Genomic DNA, 19,825 nt, shown 5'->3' with positions numbered 1-19,825 from the left:
CCTGCTAGATAGGGCGCGCCATGGGGGTCAACCGCATCAATTTCCGCGATCCGCACGCACAGCGCGAAGGGCTGGGGCGCAAGCTCGTCCATCTGCTGCTGCTGCTGGGATTCGTCTGGTTCATCGGCTTCCTGATCTTTGCCGGGTTCATCCCGCGCGAGGTGAAGGATCCCGAGACGAAGACCGATGCCATCGCCGTGCTGACGGGCGGCGGCGACCGGCTGGCCGAAGGCTTCCGCTTGCTGGGTGCCGGCCTGTCGCCACGCCTGCTGATCACCGGTGTCGCACAAGGCGTTACCCTGCAGCAGGTGATCGAGAACATGGGCGCCGACAAGAGTGTGGCCCCCCAGAACCTGCTCGATTGCTGTGTGACACTGGGCTACGAGGCCGGCAACACGGTCGGCAACGCGGTCGAGACCGCGGCCTGGGTGCGCAACAACAAGGTGCAGTCGGTGCGGCTGGTGACGGCCAACTATCACATGAAGCGCAGCCAGCTTGAATTCCATCGCACGCTGCCCGGCATCACCATCATTCCACATCCGGTCTTTCCCAAGGAAGTGCAGGATGACTGGTGGTTCGTGAAGCCGAGCCTGCTGGCCCTCATCGTCGGCGAGTATCACAAATTCGTCGGTGCCTGGGGCCGCGGGGTGCTGCAGGACCTGATGTTGTGGACCGGGCAGATGCAGGAAACAGGCGATTGGTCGTTGCCGGAAATGAGCTGGCCGGAGATCAATTTCTCCTGGCCCGACTGGCTGAAGCTGCCATGACGACGCTGCGCGCGGTCATCTTCAACGCGCTCTATTTCCTGTGGTCGGTCTTCATGCATATCGTCTGCCTGCCGCTGCTCGTGGCACCGGCGCCGGCGATCCATGCCGCCGGCAAGATCTGGATCGCGGGCAGCCTGTGGCTGCTGAAAGTCTGTGTCGGCCTCACCATGCGCGAAGTGGGGTCGGAGAACCTGCCGGCAGGGCCCGTGCTGGTCGCCGCCAAGCATCAATCGGCCTGGGAGACGCTCTATCTTTCCTGGCGGCTCAACCATCCGGCCTTCGTGCTCAAAAGAGAACTGCTGATGATCCCGGTCTTCGGCTGGTTCCTGGCGCGGGTCGGCATGATCGCCATCGACCGCAGCGGCAAGGCGAGCGCCCTTAAAAAGATGGTGGCGGATGCCAAGGCGATCTTCGCCCAAGGGCGACCGGTCGTGATCTTTCCGGAAGGCACCCGTGTCGCCCCCGGTGCGCGCAAGCCCTACCAGCCGGGTATCGCCGCCCTCTATGCGCAGTTGGGTGTCGCGGTGGTGCCGATCGCCTTGAATTCGGGCCTGTTCTGGGGCCGGCAGGCCTTCGTCAAGAAGGCGGGCGTCATCACCATCGAATATCTGCCGCCGATTCCCCCCGGCCTCGACCGCAAGAGCTTCATGCGCGAACTGGAATCCCGCATCGAGACAGCGGCGGAGCGGTTGGCGAAAGAGCCTTAGGTTAGAACCCCTCACCCCGACCCTCTCCCCGCTATCGCGGGGCGAGGGAGTTCCGATCGAGCTTGCTCAAAAGCCCCTCGCCCCGCTTGCGGGGAGAGGGGTTGGGGTGAGAGGTTCTCACAATCCACTTAACGCCTTGGTCAGCGCGCCGAACGGCAGCAACACGCAGTCGCGGCGGGATTTGGCTGTCTGCACCGGCGTGTAGATGTCGAGTGCCGGCAGGGGGACTGCCGCACCTTCCTTCATCATGGCGGTGATACCGGCGGCAAGCGACCGGGCTTCGTCCGGTGTCTGACCGAGGGCGAGGTCGGCGATGCTGGCCGCCGCTGCTTCACACAGCAGGCAACCCTTCACCTCATGCCCCACTGCATCGATGCGGCCATCCGTGAGATGAAGGTCGAGCGTCACGCGGTCGCCGCAGAGCGGGTTGTCGAGCCTGGCACTCGCGGTGGCTTGCGCCAGGCGGCCCTTGCCGGCGCCCGAGCGCGCCTTGGCCACGAGAGCGTCGTGATAGAGCGCGGTGCTCATGTCGGGTTGCCTGCCAGCAACTGGCGATAGGCTTCCGGCGTGTCGACATCGACGAAGATCTCGGCGGCCTCGGCCGGAATCTCAGCCACCAATTCGCTGTTGCCGCCGATGATATGGCGGGCGCCGACATCGCCGTCGACCTTTGCCATGTCGGCAAAGAAGCGGCGGTCGAACAGCACGGGATTGCCGCGCTTGCCGTCGGCCACCGGCAGCACGATGGCGCGGCCTTCCAACGGCTGGTAGGCGGCGATCAGGCGGTGGAGGAGATCGCGCGAGACCTGCGGCATGTCGCCGAGGATGACCATGGCGGCATCGATCTCCGGCGAGAGCGCCTTCAGGCCGGTCTTCAGCGAGGCTGCCATGCCGGCCGCGTAATCGCGCGCCTCGACGATTTTGACGCCGGCATGGTGTGCCAGCGCGGCCTTCACCTTGCCGGCCTGATGGCCGGTCACCACCACGATCTCGGCAAAGCCCGCCTTCGCGACGGTGTCCAGCACATGGGCGACGATCGGCTTGCCGCCGAGATCAAGCAGCAGCTTGTTGCGGCCCATGCGGCTGGAGCGGCCGGCTGCCAACACGATGGCGGCGGTCTTCGGCGCGGCGGCGGCCAAGGGCCGCGCCTCGCGCGGGAGCGGGCGGCTGGGGATCTCGGCCAGCAGACCGCCGACGCCGAGTGCGCGGATATCGGCCGGGCCGACCTCCAGCCCCGCCAGCAGGCGCTGCAGCACCCAGTCGCAGCCGTTGAGCTTGATCGAGCGAGCGCAACCGGGGAGGCCGAGGACGGGGATAGTGCCGATATGCGCGAGCAGCAGCAAATTGCCGGGATCGACCGGCATGCCGAAATGATCGACCGTGCCGCCCTGGCGCGTGATGGCGGCGGGGATGACGTCGCGGCGGTCGCTGATGGCGGAAGCACCGATGATGAGGATCATCTTGGCTTCAGTCCGGCGTGCATCGGCGATTGCCGCGGCGAGGGCGTCGCTGTTGTGGGCGCAGCGCGTGGCAATGGGGGCTGACTGCCCCATGGCGGCGAGGCGATCGCCGGTGACGCGTTCGGTCTTTTCCAGCACGCTGGGTTTCAGGCCGGGAAGCTCGGTCTGGATGAGGGCGATGCGCTGCGAACGATAGGGATGGAGACGCAGCAGCGGGCGTGATGCGGCACGGATGCGGGTGAGTGCCTGGTCGAGCAAAGCGCGCGGCACGGCATAGGGAATGATCTTGATGGTCGCGGCCATCTGCCCCGGCACCATCGCTGCGAAAGGCGGCAGGGTTGCCAGGGTCACCGCCTCGTCGAGCGCATTGAGCGCATCGATCGCTCCCACATCGAGGGCGAGGACGCCGGCACTTGCCGCATGGATGTTGACGCGGCCGGCAAAGGCCGGATCGAGGGTGAGATGGGGATCGGTACCGGCAAGCGCCTCGGCCAATTGCTGGGCTGCGGCGTTCTCCGCCACGTCATCCGCGTCGAGCTTGGCCACCGTCACATGGACAAGGCCGGCCATGCGCAGGGCGGCGATGTCGGCTTCCGTGAGGACACGGCCCTTGCGGAACATGTCGGCGCCGACGCGCTGGCTGTGGGCGAGAATGGCGCCGGCGCAATCGGTAAGCGGCAATTCTGCGAAGATCATCGCGATGTCGGCTTCTGGCGGCGCGCGGCGGTGAGTTGGGCGAGGACGGAGAGGGCGATTTCCGCCGGCGATTTGGCGCCGATATCGAGGCCGGCCGGGCCGTGGATGCGCGCGATCTCGCTGTCGGCGAAGCCGGCCGCGCGCAGGCGCTCAACGCGCGATGCATGGGTCTTCTTGCTGCCGAGCGCGCCGATATAGAAAGCCTCGCTGCGCAGCGCCACGGTCAAAGCGGGATCGTCGAGCTTGGGATCATGGGTCAAGGTGATGACGGCGGAGCGCGTATCGGGTTTCAGCTTCTCGAGCGCCTCGTCGGGCCAATCCTGCGAGAGGGTGACACCGGGGAAACGCTCGGCGGTGGCAAAAGCGCCGCGCGGATCGACGATGATCACCTCGTAGCCGGCCAGTTGCGCCATCGGCGCCACGGCCTGGGTGATGTGCACGGCGCCAACGACGATGATGCGCGCCGGCGGGTTGCGCACCAGCACGAAACATTTCCGGCCGTCGATCTCAAGCTCGCCGCTGCGGTCGTCGGCGATGGCGGCTGCCACCGCGTCATCGCCGGTGTCGGGGGTGAAGATGGTCTGGGCACCGGTCGCCAGATGCGTCACCAGGGCCGCCGGCTGCCTTGCCGCGGCAAGATCGGCCAGCTGGTCGATGAGAGTGAGTTTCATTCGACGCGCTCGACGAAGATCTGCAGCTTGCCGCCGCAGGCGAGGCCCACTTCCCAGGCCTGTTCGTTGGTGACCCCGAAATCGAGCAGACGCGGCTTGCCGTCCGCCATGACCTCGATCGCCTCGCGCACCACGGCGCCCTCGACGCAGCCGCCGGAAATCGACCCCAGCATGCGGCCTTCATGGTCGACCACGAGCTGGCTGCCCGGCTGGCGCGGGCTGGAACCCCAGGTGGCGGTGACGGTGGCGAGCGCCACCTGGCGGCCGGCGCGTTTCCAATCGGCTGCGACCTGCAGCAAATCTTCTTCCTGCATGTGGCTCATGCGGCCCTCATTTCCAAACGATGACTGCCCGGCGTGGCCAGGGCTTGGGTCAGATTATGCATGGATTCGAGATTATGGATTGCCCGGAAATCGTCAACGTGACGGATCATCACGCGCGGTCCCTGGCTGATCGGCTGGTAGGCGTCATAGCGCAGCAGCGGATTGAGCCAGATGAGGCGCCGGCAGGATTTGTGCAGCCGCTCCATCGATTCCTCGAGCTGCTCCACGGCGTCGCGGTCGAGGCCGTCGGTGATGAGGAGGACAAGCGCCCCCTGGCCCAGCACGCGGCGGCCCCATTTCTTGTTGAATTCGGCAAGGCTCGGGCCGATGCGGGTGCCGCCCGACCAATCCTGGACGTGCTTGGCCACCCGGTCGAGGGAGACGTCGATGTCGCGCGATTTGAGGTCACGGGTGATGTTGGTGAGGCGCGTGCCGAACAGGAAGGTGTGGACGCGGTCGCGGTCGCTGGTGACGGCGTGGAGGAAATGCAGGAACAGGCGCGAATAGCGGCTCATCGAGCCCGAGATGTCGCACAGCACGACCAGCGGCGGATGACGGCGCTTCTGCTTCTTGAACTTCAAGGGGATGGTGCCGGCGCTGCGCAGGCTGGCGCGGAGTGTTGCGCGCAGATCGACCCGCTGGCCGCCGGGATGGGGGCGGTAGCGGCGGGTCGGCACTTCCATGATCGGCAGGCGGAAATTCCTGATGAGCTTCTTCGCCGCCACGATCTCGGCCGCGGTCATGCGCTCGAAATCCTTGGATTGCAGCAGTTCGCGTTCGGAATAAGTGAGGCTGGCGTCGATCGTCACTTCTTCCTGGTCATTGGCGTCTGGCGCCTGTTGCGGGCGATCACCGGTCAAGGCATCGGCGACGCGCGGTGCGAGTTCCGGCTGCGCCGGATCAGGTTCGTCGCCCTTGAAGCGCGGCAGCAGCAGGCCCAGCACCTTGTTGAGGAGTTGCGGATTGCGCCAGAAGACATGAAAGGCCTGGTCAAAAAGCTCGCGCTGGTCGCGGCGATTGACGAAGACGGCGTGCAGCGTCCAGTAGAAATCCGAGCGGCTGCCGATGCCGGCGGCCTTTATTGCCGCCAGCGCATCCAACACCTGGCCTGGACCGATGGGGAGACCCGCCCCGCGCAGCACGCGGGCAAAATGCATGATGTTCTCGAACAGGCGGCCTTCACTCGGCTGATCCTGGTGGGGCTGATCCTGGGTGGGCTGATCGGCGCCCATGGCGTCACACAGACAGCGAAGCGTGGAGGCGGGCGGTCTGCACCTCGAGCTTGATCTCTTCCAGGATCTTGGCCGCTTCGCTGCCGCGGATCTTCTGGATGTCGTCCTGGTATTTGAGGAGGGCGCCGAGGCTGTTGTCGATGACCTCCGGCGAGAGCGAGGTCTGGTTGAGCTGGAGGAGCGCATCCGCCCAATCGATCGTCTCGGCGACGCCCGGCAGCTTGAACAGTTCGCGACCGCGCAGGCGCTGCACGAAGGCCACAACTTCCTGGGCGAGATCGCGTGAGGCCGCCGGCACCTTCATGCGCAGGATTTCAAGCTCGCGCGCGGCACTGGGATAGTCGACCCAGTAATAGAAGCAGCGCCGCTTGATCGCATCGTGGATCTCGCGCGTGCGGTTGGAGGTGATGATGACGAGCGGCGGTTCGGCCGCCTTGATGACGCCGATCTCGGGGATGGTCACCTGGAAATCGGAGAGGATCTCGAGGAGGAAGGCCTCGAACGGCTCGTCGGTGCGATCAAGCTCATCGATGAGGAGGACCGGCGGGCCTTTGGGATTGGGCTCCAGGGCCTGCAGCAGGGGACGCTTGATGAGGAATCGCTCCGAGAAAATGTCGGCCGCGATCTTGCTCTTGTCGCCCTCATGGGCGGCTTCGGCGAGCCGGATCTCCAGCATCTGGCGGGCATAGTTCCATTCATAGACCGCGGCCGCCACGTCAAGGCCTTCGTAGCATTGCAGGCGCACGAGGTCGCGGCCGAGCGTCTGGCTCAGCACCTTGGCGATCTCGGTCTTGCCGACGCCGGCCTCGCCTTCGAGGAACAATGGCCGCTTCAGTTTGAGGGCAAGGAAGATCGCCGTGGCGAGACTGCGATCGGCAACGTAATGACCCTCGCCCAACAGGGCGAGGGTCTCGTCGATATCAGCGGGCAGGCTGCGTTGGCTCATCTGCGAGGCGTCCCCTTCCCGGCAAAGATGGCGTCAAACGGGACGCGGCTATTTCTGCTTCCAGCTGCCGCTTGCGTCCATGTAGTACATGCCGGGCTGCAGGATCTCGCGGATGATCTTCTCGGCGGTGATGGCGGCAATCTGTTCGATCGGCACGCCCTTTTCATCGGCGATCTTCTGATAGGCGGCACGACGCTTGGCGTTGATGTCGTTGACCAGGTTCTTCACATTGGCAGGTGCCGCGGGATCGACCACGGCGGCATAGCCGTCGGCGCGCTCACCGACCTGGCCGGCAGCGCGCGCATCGTCGAAGGCGTCGGCATGGGCCGGTGCGCTGGCAAGGCCAAGGCCGCCAATCAGCAGCAGGGTGGCCAGGAGAGAGCGAAAGGCGTTACGCATCGTTTTGTCTTTCTGACTTAGAAAATGTTCGGATTCGAGCTGACGAGGTTGTCGACATCTTTGTCGACCCTGATGCGGACCTCCTGCTCGATCTTCACGTTGAGGTTGATCACGATCGGCTTGTCCGGCGCCTCGACCTTCACGGTCGGGTTACAGCCGGCCAGCAGGCTCAGTGCCAGGCATGCGGCGCCGATGTGAAGTATGCCGGGCTGCAATGCCGCACCTTGCGGCTGCGGGTGATCTTGAGGGGGACGGCCTGTCATGATGCGAACCTTCAATAATGCCCATCGGATTGATTCCCGTCAGGGCGATAGCTTCTCAAGTTGCTGCTGGATCATATCCGGCACCCGATAGCCGGCCAAGCCCTCCTTGAGGGCCTGGTCGAGCTGGCCCTCGACCGTCAGGTTGAACTCGACCGGGTAGCCGTCGTAGAAGCTGGGATTGCGCCCGCTGATATGCAAGCCCAGGGTAACATCGCCGGCGAGGCTGCGGCTAAGATCCAGGATCAATTTTTCGTAATGGAAATCGGCCAAGGCTTCCAAGGCCATGGCGACCGATTCACCAGCACTTTGCAGGGCCAAGGGGGCCTGATTGCGGTCATAGCGCAGCACGCCGGGGGCGGTCGCCGCGAGTGTGGCCGCTGGAATGGCGATGCCGCCAGGGAAGATGGTGACCGGCACTTCACCGGAAATTGACCCTTCGCCGGTCAGGCCGGCAATGCCCAGCGTGTCGAACAACTCGCCCACCGAGATGCTGTCGACGGTGAGCTTCAGGTTATGGGCCGGTGCGTCGAACAGGACCACCGCGGGATCGAGCGAGACCTTGCCGCCGGCCATCTCGAGGCGCGATTCCTGGAGATCGAGCCGGTTGCCGTCGCTCACCTTGAAGCGGAAGAGGGCGTTGGTGAGCGGCAGGCCGATATCGGCGAGTTCCACCGCCACCACCTGGTCCGGCTTGGTCGAGAGCGGCCAGGGCTTGTCGATCTCGATCACCGAATTGACGTTGGTCAGCAGCACGGGGCCGACCTTGCCGGAGAAATTGGTGAGGCCGAATTTGAGGTCCGAGGTGAAGGCGCCGCCGGCATAGCGCACGGGGCCTTCAAGTTCGATGCGCCCGGAGACGTCGTCGAGATAGTCGCGCAAGGGCGGGAAGAAATTATAGGGCTGCAGGCCGCCCAGGGCGAAATCGAGCGCACTCAGTTTGAGGTCGATTGCAAAACTGGATTTCGCGAGATCGCCCTTGCCGCTGAGCTGGAGATCGAGCGGCTGGTCGTCGCCGGTGAAACGCGCCTTGAAGCTGGCCTTGCCGTCCAGCAGAGTCGCTTCCGCCTCGCCGCGCACGGGGGTGAAGGCGCCGAGGCCGGCCAAGGCACCGGTGCTGAGCTTGGCGGCAATACCTTTCGCATCGGAGATCACGGAGAGTGCCACATTGCCGAGCGTCAGGCCACGGGTGGGCGCTACCACCTGCGCGCCCTTGGTGGCAAAGGTGAGGGCGAGTGGGGCGGCGTCTTCATAGCGGCCGCTGAGCGTGGCACTGGTCATCGCTATCAACAGTCGCTCGGCAGACCCTTTCGGTTCGACGGTCAGGGTCGATTTTCCCAATGCGAGCTTGATATCGGCGGCGAGGGCCTTGCCGCCGGCGAAGGTGAGATGGGCCGCCGGCAGTGGCTCGGGCCGGAGGGCGAGTGTGGTCGGCTTGGGCAGAACGAGGGCGCCTTCGCTCAGGTTGAGATGGTTCACGCTGAGCGAACCGGGCTTGGTCAAGGTGAGGTCGAGGTAACTGCCGGCGGCGGCATCGACCTTGCCTGTGAGTGCCAGGTCGAGGGCGAGCTTCACCTGCCTGGCGACAACGCCCGGAAAGGAAAGATCGCCGCCATCGGCCGCCAGCGCGAGGTCGCCGCTGATTTCCTGCGCCGCCAGCAGGGGGGAGACGCGCAGATTGCCGCCGAGCTTGGCGGCAAAGGGCGCGCTGAGGCCGCCCTTGAAACCGCCCGAGATCTTGTCGAGGGTGAGCCAGTCCTGACCGTAGGCCGCCTCGCCCGTGAGGGTGCCGGCGATGGGCGCTGCCAGGCCCGGATAGGCGAAATCGACCGCTTCCAGCGACCATTCGGCGAGGGCCAGCGGCGCATCGGCGCTGGTGTTGGCGGGATCGCTTTCGGGCATGCGGAGATGGGCGCTGGCCTTGATGTTGCCGCCGGTCGGCTGGGCGAGGCCGAAGAGCGGCCAGAGGGCCGAATGCGCATCCATGACCAAGGTGAGATCGCCCAGTGGCGGCTTGCCGTCCTTCACCAGGGGGGCCGCGAGGCTGATGTCGATGCGGGCGTAATCCTGCTGCTCGCGCAGGGTGAACTGGGCAATGATCGCCTGGGCATTGAGATTGGCCTGGCCGCTGCCGGTGATGAAGCCCACGGGCGAGGTGAGGCCGATATCGATCGACTTCACCAGCACGTCGGGCAGGGGCGCGCCCGGCGCTGCGGGATCACTGGGTGCCGCCGCCATGGCGCGGAGCTGGTCGATGAGGGGGTCGAGCTCGCCCAGGCTGAAATGCGTGTCGTAGCGCGCCAGCAAAGCGACACGGCCGATCTCGACCGCCTCCAGCCGCCCGTTCCAGGGATCGTAGGTGAGATTGATATCCTCGATGACGAGGTCGCGCTGGCTGCCAAGGACCAGCCGGTCGATATGGGCGCCGCGCCAGTCGAGATTATGGACGGCGAGGTCGACCGGCAGGGACAGCTCGCGGCTGAGCAGCCAGGGTGCCGCACGGTTGAGGAGGTCGACGCGAAAGACGAGCGAAACCGCCATGGCGAGGAGCAGCAGCGCCATGATGCGCAGCGCCAGCCGCAACAGGCGCCGGCCCCAACCGAGGCGACGTCCGGCGAGCGGCGGCGGCGATTCCGGCGCCGGAGCCGGCGGCTGGTCGCTGATCGAATCCGAAGGCACCATCCCTGTTTCTTTTCCCGCTCCCGTCCCGGACGCGGGCAGCGCCGGGCGGGAGGTCTCGTATTTTGACGTTGGCCGCAGTCTAGCCATCGGGCGGCTGCTTTGCCACAGATGCTGATGCCCGGTGCCGATGATCGGCCTTGCCGAGGGCGCCGGCTGCAAGCAAAGTGCCCCTGTCACGCATGCGTGATGTGGCCCGATTGTAGGTAACAATGCGATTTGCCGGCTGGTTCCCTGTCCTTGTCGTTCCTGTGCTTGTCGTCCTCGCCCTGCCGCTGGCCGCGTGGGCGGACGCGCCTTCGGTGGAACCGTCGGTGCTGGCCAAGGTCGATTGCTGGTCTGACGCACCCGCCCATGTGACGGTCGACTGCTACCGGCTCAACGTGCCGGAGACGCGGGGTTTCGACCTGGCGGTGGGTCCGGGCCAGACCTTGTCCCTGCCGGTCGCCATCATTCGCGCCGGCGCGGGGGCGAAGCCGGATCCGGTCGTCTATCTGGCAGGCGGCCCCGGCGACGGGGCCTGGCTCGACCCAGACCGGATCGAATGGTGGTGGGAGTTCGTCGCCAACACCGAATGGCCGCGCCAGCGCGACCTCATCCTCTATGACCAGCGCGGCTCGGGCCTCGTCGAACCGCGCATCGATTGCGTGGAGCTGGAGGCGATCGCCCTCGAGCTTCTCACCATGTCGGACGCGGCCATGGCCGGCAAGCTGCAGCGCGAGGCGGCAGCCGCCTGCGCCAAACGGCTGGTGATGGAGGGCCACAATCCGGGTGCCTATACCAGCCGCGACGGCGCGGCCGACCTCCACGATCTCTTCCGGGCACTGAAGGTACCGGCCTGGAATGTCTACGGCCTTTCCTACGGCACGCGGCTCGGCCTCGAATACATGCGGCAATATCCAAGAGACATCCGCAGCGTGATCCTCGATTCCGTGATCCCGCCCGAGGCGCAGTTCCTCGAAGGCGATGCTGCCACGACTGACCGGGCATTCCGCATGGTGTTCGACGCCTGCGCGCGGGATGCTTTGTGCCACCTGCAATATGCCGATCTCGGCGCGCGGCTCACCGCTCTCGTGAAGCGGCTGGATGCCGAGCCGCTCAAGCTGACGCGGCCGCAGCCAGACAGCGATGGCACGGTCAAGATCGTGGTCGACGGCAATTTTCTGATCAACCGCCTGTTCAACCTCCTCTATAACCGTGCCGATATCGAGCTCGTGCCGCAGGTGATCGATTTCTACGATCGCCATATCGAGGCCGAGATCACGCGCGATGTCGACCAGTACATCGCCGATTATCTCGGCCGGCCCGATTTCGGCGATGCGATGTTCCTGGGCGTGCACTGCCAGGAAGAGGTGCCTTTCAACGACATGGCGAAGGCGCTCAACGCCTATCGCCGCTATCCGCTGCTGGCGGGGCTGGCCGTGGGTGGCGAGAGCGAGAGCTTTGCCGAGACCTGCGCTGCCTGGCGCGCGGCCCTGCCGCCGCAGCCGCTGCGCGCCAGCGACAATGAACCCGTCATCAGCGAGCTACCGACGCTGCTGCTGACCGGGCTTTATGATCCGGTGACGCCGCCGGCCTATGCGCGCCTCGCAGCCGCGCATCTGGTCAACAGCTTCTATCTGGAATTCGACGGGATCGGCCATGACGTGCTGGGCAACGAGCCTTGCGCCAATGATGTCGCCCAGAAATTCCTCGACGAACCACACGCGGCACCGCGCGACATCTGCATGGTCCAATCGACTCCGCCGCAATTCGTCAAGCCAGTGGAGTAACGCATGCACCCTCCCCCATCAGGGGAGGGATGCGGGCTGCGCCAAATGACCTACTTTTCCAGTTCGGCGCGGCCGCCTCGGTTGTCGAGATAATTGACCATGGCGGCGACGACGCGGCGGTCGAAGGCTTTGCCGGATCCCTTCATCAGGTTCTCGATGGCGTCGTCGATGCTGAGTGCCGAGCGGAAGGCGCGTTCACTGATCATGCCGATGAAGGCGTTGGCGACGGCGATCACCCTGGCCGTGACGATGATATCGTCGCCGGCAAGGCCCGGCGGCTGGCCGGTGCCGTCCCAATTGGCCTGCGCCTGGCGCAGGGTGAGGACGACCGGGCCGTCGAACTCGATGCCCTGCAGCAGATCGGCGCTGGTCTGGATCGAGTTCTTGATCATGTCGCGCTCGGCCTCGGTGAGCTGGCCGGTCTTGGAGAGGACCTGCTCGGGGATGAGGATCTTGCCGAGGTTGAGAAGGTTGCCGGCGATGTCGGCGGTTTCGGTCTCGACCTCGGTCAGGCCCATTTCCTTGGCGACGGCGCGGGCCACCCTAGCCACGCGCGAGGAATGCTGGGCGGCGAAGGGGTCGCGCTTGTCGACCACGTCGACCAGTGTCTTCACCAACTGATTGAGGATGCGGGCGCGGCGTTCGCGTTCGGTCACCACGTCGGTGATGTCGCGTTCGACGGTCAGGACCGATTTCGGCATGCCGCTCGGGTCCTTCAGCGGGATGTGCTCGGATTGAACCACCTTGACCTTGCCGTTCTCCTCGGACCGGGCAACGTCGGAGACCTCGTGCTTCAGTTCGATCGCCTCATGGCTCAGCGTGATGTAGCGCTTGGCCGCCTGCGGCCCCAGCACGTTGGCGATCGGCTTGCCGATCATCTCGGCCGTGGGGATGCCGGCGGCCTTTGAGGCCTGGCTGTTGGCGAACTGGTAGCGGTCCTTGTCGTCGAGAATGAAGATCTGCGTCGGCTGGCTGTCGGTCACCAATTGCAGCAGGTTCTTCTGGCTTTCGAACTTGTTGGCCATGTTCTGGAACAGATGCGCTGCCTGGCTGGCGCGGCGCGAGGAGCCATGGCGCCAGACGGCGATGATGATCACGAAGACCAGCGCCACCGCGAGGAACAGATAGATGGTGAGGTTGCGGAAGCGTGCCTCGGCGGCACCCAGCGCCTCGTCATAGTTGATGGTATGGGCGAGCACCCAGGGCACCAGCGTGAAGGCACGGCCGGTCACCAGTACCCGGTCGCCGGCGGCGTTGCGCTTGTCGGTGGCGAAGGCGCCGGGTTTCTGTGCTGCGAAGGCGGTATCGAGATCGGGCGTGTCGGCATCGAGCTCGACCGCCATCGGCTTGCCGTTCTCATCGGGCGAGAGATAGGTGATCTTGCCGTCCTGGAAGCGCACCAGGATGGATTTGGCCGTGGCGCTGGCATCGCCCGGCTGCTTCAGCAGCGGGAAGATTTCCGGACCCACTTCCTTGACGCCGAGGATGATGCCGATCTGCGTCGCCTGGGCGCCTTCGGTTTGCGCGGCGAGGATCGGCACGACGAAGGCCATGCTGGGAACCCCGCGGCTGTTGAGGCGCATGTCGCCGATGACGCGCTGGCCCTGCGTCTGGCCGGAGACGAAGGCCTGCAATTCGCCGGTGAAAGGCGGGGCACCGGGCGAGGCCGCCACGACATTGCCCTGGCTGTCGATGATCATGAGGCCGGCGACGCCGGTCTCCGAGACATTGGCCGGCACATCGCTGCCGTCCGTGTTGGGCAGGGCAAAGCCGGTGCGGTCGGCCGTGACGGTGAGGAGATTGCGCAGATAGTCGCGCAGCGCCTCTACCTGGTCGGTCTGGGTGGAATCGGCCGACAATTCGTTGATCTGGTCGGTGTAGATCTGCAGGGATTCGTTCTTGGCGAGGCCGGTGAGCTCATCGAGCTGGCGGTTCAGCCAGCGGTCGATGTCGGTGAAGCGGCTGTCGGCGACGATGCCCATGCGCAACTGCCACTGGGTTTCCTCGCGCTCGCGCTCCTGGGCCACGAAATAGCTGACGGCAACCAGGCCGATGATCGCGAGCAGGACCAGGATGATGGCCGGAAAAATGACCCTGAGGTCGTATTTGGACCTCGTTTCCTCGGGGCTGGTGGCGGTCAAAGAATCCCCCGGCAATGGTTCGGCCACGTCAAATCTCCCGGTTCATGATCGCTGAATCAATGGGTTGGCAGAAATATTCAAGATGATACATTAGCATGGCTTTTTGGCGTCGCCAATTGAGGCTTTTGCGAAAAGGCAGTTGTCCCGGCGGTGTTAATATTGGTTGCCAATGAATTTTGCCGGTCACACGCTGCGTGTAGCATCGTGATCGTTTCAGGACAGGTGACAGGATGAGGCCGGGGGGAATGCCGGGGCAAGCGCAAAAGCGACGGTGGCGGCGCTGGACCGGTCGCGGCGTCCGTGCCGTGGTCCTGTCATGCCTGGCTTTCGCCCTTGCCCCGGCCCTCCTTGTCGGCAGCGCCGAGGCGCGCACCTATCCGAAAATCTTCAGCTCGATCGAGCTGCCGTCGAAGAACCTCAAGAAATTTCCCAAATGGCTCGACATGATCGGGCGCTGGAAGGATGGCGCTCCGTGCAGTTCGGATACCTGCACCACCAAGGGTTGGTCGGGCCTGATCGAGGACCTCAAGGACAAGGACCGGCTGACCCAGATCAAAGAGGTCAACAAGCTCCTTAATTCCAAAAAATACATCATCGACATGCGGAACTGGGGCAAGGAGGATTACTGGGCGACGCCGTTCCAGTTCCTCAAGAAAAACGGCGATTGCGAGGATTACGCCATCGCCAAGTTCATGGCCCTCAAAGCACTGGGGATACCGATCGAGGACATGCGCGTGGTGGCGCTGCAGGACCTCAATCTTGGCGTCGGCCATGCCGTGCTGATCGTCTATAATGGCTCGGATGCCCTGCTGCTCGACAACCAGATCAAGAGTGTGGTGCCGGCCAACAGCATCAAGCATTACCAGCCGGTCTATTCGATCAACGAAAAGGGCTGGTGGCTGCATCGACGCTGAGGCGCGTGCCCCGAATCAAGGGTATAAGAATCGACCGTTTGTTGCGGGTTCGGCAGCGACTCGGGCAGCCTAGGCTTCCTGTCTTGCCGCCGGCCCGCCGGGCTGAACGGTTGTGGGTAATCGGTACCGGGTTGGGAACAAGGTCAGGGGTTGGGGGATGAACGAGCGGGCCAAAGACGGGCGCACGACAACCGACGAGGAGCTGCTCCTCGATTATGCCGAACGGCTGGAGCGGCATCGCGCCGGCTGGCGGGCGGTGCAGATTCACCTGTCGCAGTTGCGGCCCTATAACCAGCGCCCGCATCATATCCGCGTCGCCAAGCAGATCCTGGAGCCGCTGGTGAAGCGCTTCGACGCCGGTGTCTATCAGCTGTGGAACAATGATGTGGTGGCGCTGACCAAGGGCGCCAGCGAAGACGATATCGATATATATGTGCGCCATATCAAGGCGATGTTCAAAGAGGACCCCCTGTTCTCGGCGCCGCCCAGCCCATCGCGCAGCCCGCCGCCCTTCTGCTCGTGGTACGACATCGAAGTCGAATGGGAGAATTTCGTCGACCTGGCGCGCCGGCACAGCGACGACCGCCGCAAGGCCAGTGCCCAAGCGGTCGCAGCTGCCAAGAGCGGTGCACCGCTGGAGGATGGGCGCGGCACGATGATCAATCCGGCCATCCTGGAGAAGCTGGAAAAAGCCATCATCAACGCGGATCTCGCCAACGTCCTGCGCCGCCAGCAGGTGTTCGCGATTATCCCCGGGGCCAAGCCGGCACCGATCCTGACCGAGCTTTTCTTCTCGATGCCGTTCCTGGCCCAGACCGTGGCGCCGGGCTACAACGTCACGGCCGACAAGGCGCTGTTCCAGCATCTGGCGCGGGTGCTCGATGCGCGCATGCTGGCGCTGATGCCGCGGCAGGACTATCAGCCGATGCTGAAGAATGCCAGCTTGAACCTGTCGCTGGGTACGGTGCTGTCGCCGGAATTCATCGATTTCGACCGCGCCACCAACAACAAGGAACGCGGGCCGCTGGCCATCGAATTGCCGGCAACCGATTATTTCAGCGATCCGGAGGATTTCGCCTTTGCGCGCGATTTCCTCAAAGAACGCGGCTACAAGATCATTCTCGACCAGGTGAAATACCAGCTCCTGCCGATGCTCGACCGGGACCAGCTCAATGTCGATCTCATCAAGGTGATCTGGACGCCGGCCTTTTACGACGATTGCACCACCACCCAGGGCGAGCGCATGCAGGCGGCGGTCGAGCGCTTCGGCCGCGAGCGCATCATCCTGTGCCGGGTCGATTCGGAGCAGGGGCTGGAGATCGGCGGCAAGCTCGGCATTTCGCTTTATCAGGGCCGCCTGCTCGATGCCATGGCACAGGCCAAGACGTAAGACTGGCCAAGACGTAAGACTGGCCAAGAGGTAAGACTGGCGATCCATCACCAGAAATAGACAAGGCCTGATGGGGTTCCATCAGGCCTTGTTGATTTAAAGGACGGGACCGAGCGCGGTCCGCCATTTTTCGATCAGGCCTATTCGATCAGGCGACGCCACCAGCCGCGCTTCTTGGGCTGATTCGGATCTTCCTCGGCGCTGGCGGCAATGGCTTCGCCGGTATCCTTCACTTCGATGACCGTGACCGGGCGTGCGGCCAGGGCAAGGTCGCCGCTGGCGGCTGCCGGCGTCGGCATGGCGGGTATGATGGTCGCCTGGGCCACCGCCGGTTGGGCGGGGGCAGCGCTTGGCGCGGCGTTGGCCGGCCGTTCCGGGGCTTCGACGATGGTGTCGACACCGTCTTCACCGGTGCGATCGCGGCGTGGTCGACGTTGGCGACGCGGCCGGTCGCTTTTGCCTTCCTTGGCGCTGAGGCCGTCGCCGTCATCGCCGGCTGATTCCTGGCTTCCCTCGGCGCGCCACAAAGGCGGCAGATCATCGGCATTGCGCGGCAGATCGGGCTGATCGCCCATGCCGGGCAGATTGCCGGCCTCGATCGAGCCCTCGGTGGCCTGGGCGCCTTCGGCCGTACCATCCTGGGCGCCGTCCTGGGGGCGGCGCGAACGGCGGCGACCGCCACGGCGGCCACGGCGGCGGCGGCGGCGATGTTCTTCACTTTCGGTGCTGACGCCGTTGGCATCGACCGGGCCTTCGGCTGCATCATCGCCCTCGGCCAGATCGTCGCCGTCTTCGGCATCTTCGCCCTCATCGGCGGCAAAGGTCTCGGCACCGGCCACGGTGTCGGCACCCGCCCGGCGGCGCGGGCTTTCGCCCTGGCTCTCGCCACGCTGTTCCGGTTCGCCTTCGGTGGCGCCGGCTTCAGCCTGTTCGGTGAACTCGTCGGCCTGGAAGCGGCCACCACGGCCACGACGGCGGCGGCGGCGCTTGTTGTTGCGGCCCTGGCCACGCTCGGCCGTCTCGTCGCCGGCGGCGGCTTCGTCGTCAGCATCGCTGCCGGCATCGCCTTCGGAATCGTCCTCGGCCGTACCTTCGACTTCGTCCATCTCTTCGACGTAATTGTCGTCTTCAATCTCGGCGAAATCGACGTCGATGACCTCAGGTTCCGGCGCTTCCGGCAATTCCTCGCCCGGCGCCAGCATCTTGATGCGCTCGAGGCGGTAGTCGGGCGGCATCAGTTCATCATCGGCGCTGAGATAGATGCGGACACCACGGCGCAGCTCAAGCTGCGAGAGGGCGTGGCGCTTCTGATTGAGGATGTAGAGGGCAACCGACGAGGGAACGAACACCGTGACGCCGGGGCTGGCGTTGCGGGTGATTTCTTCCTCGACCATGCGCAACACGTGAAGGGCCGTCGAATCGACCGAGCGCATGCGGCCGGTGCCATGGCAATGCGGGCAGATCTCGGTCGAGGCTTCCTGGAGGCTCGCATGGAGCCGCTGACGCGACATTTCCAGCAGGCCGAACGAGCTGATGCGGCCGATCTGGATGCGGGCGCGGTCGTTCCTGAGCGAATCCTTCATGCGACGTTCGACCGCCGCATTGTTGCGGCTTTCGTCCATGTCGATGAAATCGATCACGATGAGGCCGGCAAGATCACGCAGGCGCAACTGGCGTGCCACCTCTTCGGCGGCCTCGAGATTGGTGCGGAGCGCTGTCTCTTCGATGTTGCGTTCGCGGGTCGAGCGGCCGGAGTTGACGTCGACCGCCACCAGGGCTTCGGTCTGGTTGATGACGATATAGCCGCCCGAGCGCAGATTGACGACCGGGTGATGGATGGCCGCGATCTGGCTTTCGATCTGGTAGCGCTGGAAGAGGGGCAGCGACGGGTCGCGGTAGAACTGCACGCGCTTGGCATGGCCGGGGCCAGCATGCGCATGAAGGAGCGCGCCGATTTGTAGGCCTCGGTGCCGGCGACGACGATGTCGCCGATGTCGCGGGTGTAGAGATCGCGGATCGAGCGCTTGATCAGGCTGGCTTCTTCATAGATGAGCGCCGGGGCGGATGAGCGGAGCGTATTCTCGCGAATCTCGTCCCACAGGCGCAGCAGATATTCGAAGTCGCGCTTGATCTCGCTGCGCTGGCGTTCCATGCCGGCGGTGCGCACGATGACCGCCATGCCTTCCGGCGGATCGAGTTCATCGACGATCGACTTCAGGCGCTTCCTGTCGGCGACCGAGGTGATGCGGCGCGAGATGCCGCCGCCACGATCGGTGTTGGGCATCAGCACGCAATAGCGGCCGGCCAGCGACATGTAAGTGGTGAGGGCGGCACCCTTGTTGCCGCGTTCTTCCTTGGTCACCTGGACCAGCAGGATCTGCCGGCGCTTGATGACTTCCTGGATCTTGTAGCGGCGCATGTGGCGCTGGCGGCGGCGGCGATCGGAATCGTCATCCTCCTCCTCATCTTCCTCGGCGTCGTCGCCATGGCTGGCTTCTTCGCCGCCCACGGTGTCGATCACTTCGGGCGGCTGCGCCACTTCGACGATGTCGCCGTGGGGCGCGGCCGGCAATTCGGCATCGATGCTGAAATCCGGGGCACCGGCGTCAGCCGCGCCGAACTCGGCGCGTGATCCGGGATAGGTATCGGCCTGATGGGTCTCGACGCGGTGATCGGTCGGGAAGTCGAGGATGGTCGCATCCTGCCGGGGCGCGTCGTCCGAGCTGGAATCGGGGGCCGGCCCCTCGCCGGGCTCGTCTGTGACGGGTTCGCTGCGCAGGCTGTCATAGCTGGTCGCGAGCGGCATCACATTGCCGGGTTCGGCGGGGCTGGCGTCGGTCGGTTCCGGCTGCCCGTCCTGCACATGGATGTTCTGCACATGGAAGTCCTGCACATGGATGTCCTGCGCATGGTCGTCGTGGCCATGATCGTCATGCCCTTGTTCAAGGTCATGATGGTCAGGTTCGGCGCCGTGGTCATGATCCTGGATCTGCGGCCGGTCGCCTTCGGCCACTTCCTGGCCGGATGCTCCCGCGCCGTGTTCCTGGCCGTTCTGGTGGCGCTGGCCATTGCGGCCGCGATTGCGGTCCCGATCCCGGTCCCGATCCCTGCCACGGCGCGGCTTGTGGTCGTCGGCCTCGGCTTCCTCGATATCCTCGCGCATCAACGCTTCGCGGTCGGCGACCGGGATGCGGTAATAATCGGGATGGATTTCGCTGAAGGCCAGGAAGCCATGGCGGTTGCCGCCATATTCCACAAAGGCAGCCTGCAGCGAGGGTTCTACCCTGGTTACCTTGGCGAGATAGATATTGCCTTTGAGCGGGTGCCGGCTGGCGACTTCGACGTCGAATTCTTCAAGCCTGCGGCCGTCCACCACCGCGACGCGGGTTTCTTCCTGGTGGGTGGCGTCGATCAGCATAATTTTGGTCATAGATGCATAGCTCCGTGACGCGCCCAGCGTCGATCGCA

The 19,825-nt window shown here is 64.9% G+C and carries 15 protein-coding genes and 2 pseudogenes; 5 read left to right on the top strand and 12 right to left on the bottom strand.

Features of this window, described 5'->3' with window-relative positions; translation table 11 throughout:
- The first annotated feature begins 20 nt into the window (after positions 1 to 20).
- Together IPK59_21230 and IPK59_21225 are read left to right on the top strand one after the other, a co-directional pair.
- Positions 21 to 767 carry a YdcF family protein gene (locus tag IPK59_21230; protein MBK8161164.1) on the top strand — a complete coding sequence of 249 codons (747 nt, stop codon included), beginning with the start codon at positions 21 to 23 and terminating at the stop codon, positions 765 to 767.
- Positions 764 to 1,474 (top strand): 1-acyl-sn-glycerol-3-phosphate acyltransferase, encoded by a 711-nt coding sequence (locus IPK59_21225; GenBank protein MBK8161163.1) that lies wholly within the window; start codon positions 764 to 766, stop codon positions 1,472 to 1,474. The genes IPK59_21230 and IPK59_21225 overlap by 4 nt, the downstream gene beginning before the upstream one ends.
- Positions 1,475 to 1,591: 117 nt before the next feature.
- Here the strand turns inward: IPK59_21225 and IPK59_21220 are convergent, their stop codons facing one another.
- Genes IPK59_21220 through IPK59_21180 form a run of 9 tightly spaced genes read right to left on the bottom strand, consistent with a single transcriptional unit; the run spans position 1,592 to position 10,143 of the window.
- A complete protein-coding gene (locus IPK59_21220; protein MBK8161162.1) occupies positions 1,592 to 2,002 on the bottom strand; it encodes an iron-sulfur cluster assembly scaffold protein in 411 nt (136 codons plus the stop codon).
- Positions 1,999 to 3,630, bottom strand: a complete 1,632-nt coding sequence (locus IPK59_21215; protein MBK8161161.1) for a molybdopterin-binding/glycosyltransferase family 2 protein — start codon at positions 3,628 to 3,630, stop codon at positions 1,999 to 2,001. Before IPK59_21215 ends, IPK59_21220 begins: the two co-directional genes overlap by 4 nt.
- Positions 3,627 to 4,301 carry an XdhC family protein gene (locus IPK59_21210; GenBank protein MBK8161160.1) on the bottom strand — a complete coding sequence of 225 codons (675 nt, stop codon included), beginning with the start codon at positions 4,299 to 4,301 and terminating at the stop codon, positions 3,627 to 3,629. Before IPK59_21210 ends, IPK59_21215 begins: the two co-directional genes overlap by 4 nt.
- Positions 4,298 to 4,624 (bottom strand): XdhC family protein, encoded by a 327-nt coding sequence (locus tag IPK59_21205; protein ID MBK8161159.1) that lies wholly within the window; start codon positions 4,622 to 4,624, stop codon positions 4,298 to 4,300. Before IPK59_21205 ends, IPK59_21210 begins: the two co-directional genes overlap by 4 nt.
- Positions 4,621 to 5,856, bottom strand: a complete 1,236-nt coding sequence (locus IPK59_21200; protein ID MBK8161158.1) for a VWA domain-containing protein — start codon at positions 5,854 to 5,856, stop codon at positions 4,621 to 4,623. The genes IPK59_21205 and IPK59_21200 overlap by 4 nt, the downstream gene beginning before the upstream one ends.
- 4 nt (positions 5,857 to 5,860) lie before the next feature.
- Positions 5,861 to 6,802 (bottom strand): MoxR family ATPase, encoded by a 942-nt coding sequence (locus IPK59_21195; protein MBK8161157.1) that lies wholly within the window; start codon positions 6,800 to 6,802, stop codon positions 5,861 to 5,863.
- A 48-nt stretch (positions 6,803 to 6,850) separates the two neighbouring features.
- A complete protein-coding gene (locus tag IPK59_21190) occupies positions 6,851 to 7,201 on the bottom strand; it encodes a YdbL family protein (GenBank protein ID MBK8161156.1) in 351 nt (116 codons plus the stop codon).
- A 17-nt stretch (positions 7,202 to 7,218) separates the two neighbouring features.
- Positions 7,219 to 7,464 (bottom strand): YnbE family lipoprotein, encoded by a 246-nt coding sequence (locus tag IPK59_21185; GenBank protein ID MBK8161155.1) that lies wholly within the window; start codon positions 7,462 to 7,464, stop codon positions 7,219 to 7,221.
- Between the two features lie 39 nt (positions 7,465 to 7,503).
- Entirely contained in the window at positions 7,504 to 10,143 is a 2,640-nt protein-coding gene (locus IPK59_21180; protein MBK8161154.1) for a YdbH domain-containing protein, read from the bottom strand.
- Positions 10,144 to 10,442: 299 nt separating this feature from the next.
- Between IPK59_21180 and IPK59_21175 the strand changes: the two genes are divergently transcribed.
- Positions 10,443 to 11,912 (top strand): alpha/beta hydrolase, encoded by a 1,470-nt coding sequence (locus IPK59_21175; protein MBK8161153.1) that lies wholly within the window; start codon positions 10,443 to 10,445, stop codon positions 11,910 to 11,912.
- 50 nt (positions 11,913 to 11,962) lie between these two features.
- On the opposite strand, the gene IPK59_21170 is transcribed toward IPK59_21175, so the two are convergent.
- A complete protein-coding gene (locus tag IPK59_21170) occupies positions 11,963 to 14,053 on the bottom strand; it encodes a PAS domain-containing protein (protein MBK8161152.1) in 2,091 nt (696 codons plus the stop codon).
- Positions 14,054 to 14,298: 245 nt separating this feature from the next.
- Here IPK59_21170 and IPK59_21165 point away from each other — a divergent pair, with 245 nt between their 5' ends.
- Together IPK59_21165 and IPK59_21160 are read left to right on the top strand one after the other, a co-directional pair.
- The gene (locus IPK59_21165) at positions 14,299 to 14,967 is read left to right on the top strand and encodes a transglutaminase-like cysteine peptidase (protein ID MBK8161151.1); all 669 of its coding nucleotides are present in this window, start codon (positions 14,299 to 14,301) and stop codon (positions 14,965 to 14,967) included.
- A 157-nt stretch (positions 14,968 to 15,124) separates the two neighbouring features.
- Positions 15,125 to 16,357, top strand: coding sequence for an EAL domain-containing protein (locus IPK59_21160; GenBank protein ID MBK8161150.1), 1,233 nt, complete (start codon positions 15,125 to 15,127; stop codon positions 16,355 to 16,357).
- 140 nt (positions 16,358 to 16,497) lie between these two features.
- On the opposite strand, the pseudogene IPK59_21155 reads toward IPK59_21160, so the two are convergent.
- A pseudogene (locus IPK59_21155) lies at positions 16,498 to 19,163 on the bottom strand (Rne/Rng family ribonuclease).
- Positions 19,164 to 19,517: 354 nt separating this feature from the next.
- A pseudogene (locus tag IPK59_21150) lies at positions 19,518 to 19,787 on the bottom strand (S1 RNA-binding domain-containing protein).
- Positions 19,788 to 19,825: the final 38 nt, after the last annotated feature.

It is taken from the genome of Rhodospirillaceae bacterium, assembly GCA_016712715.1.
Lineage (GTDB): Bacteria > Pseudomonadota > Alphaproteobacteria > Dongiales > Dongiaceae > Dongia.
This window is presented reverse-complemented; position numbering and strand designations above follow the sequence as displayed.

Coding starts and splice junctions, on each gene's coding strand:
- IPK59_21230 (MBK8161164.1), top strand. CDS start 21: ATGGGGGTCAACCGCATCAATTTCCGCGATCCGCACGCACAGCGCGAA.
- IPK59_21225 (MBK8161163.1), top strand. CDS start 764: ATGACGACGCTGCGCGCGGTCATCTTCAACGCGCTCTATTTCCTGTGG.
- IPK59_21220 (MBK8161162.1), bottom strand. CDS start 2,002: ATGAGCACCGCGCTCTATCACGACGCTCTCGTGGCCAAGGCGCGCTCG.
- IPK59_21215 (MBK8161161.1), bottom strand. CDS start 3,630: ATGATCTTCGCAGAATTGCCGCTTACCGATTGCGCCGGCGCCATTCTC.
- IPK59_21210 (MBK8161160.1), bottom strand. CDS start 4,301: ATGAAACTCACTCTCATCGACCAGCTGGCCGATCTTGCCGCGGCAAGG.
- IPK59_21205 (MBK8161159.1), bottom strand. CDS start 4,624: ATGAGCCACATGCAGGAAGAAGATTTGCTGCAGGTCGCAGCCGATTGG.
- IPK59_21200 (MBK8161158.1), bottom strand. CDS start 5,856: ATGGGCGCCGATCAGCCCACCCAGGATCAGCCCCACCAGGATCAGCCG.
- IPK59_21195 (MBK8161157.1), bottom strand. CDS start 6,802: ATGAGCCAACGCAGCCTGCCCGCTGATATCGACGAGACCCTCGCCCTG.
- IPK59_21190 (MBK8161156.1), bottom strand. CDS start 7,201: ATGCGTAACGCCTTTCGCTCTCTCCTGGCCACCCTGCTGCTGATTGGC.
- IPK59_21185 (MBK8161155.1), bottom strand. CDS start 7,464: ATGACAGGCCGTCCCCCTCAAGATCACCCGCAGCCGCAAGGTGCGGCA.
- IPK59_21180 (MBK8161154.1), bottom strand. CDS start 10,143: ATGGTGCCTTCGGATTCGATCAGCGACCAGCCGCCGGCTCCGGCGCCG.
- IPK59_21165 (MBK8161151.1), top strand. CDS start 14,299: ATGCCGGGGCAAGCGCAAAAGCGACGGTGGCGGCGCTGGACCGGTCGC.
- IPK59_21160 (MBK8161150.1), top strand. CDS start 15,125: ATGAACGAGCGGGCCAAAGACGGGCGCACGACAACCGACGAGGAGCTG.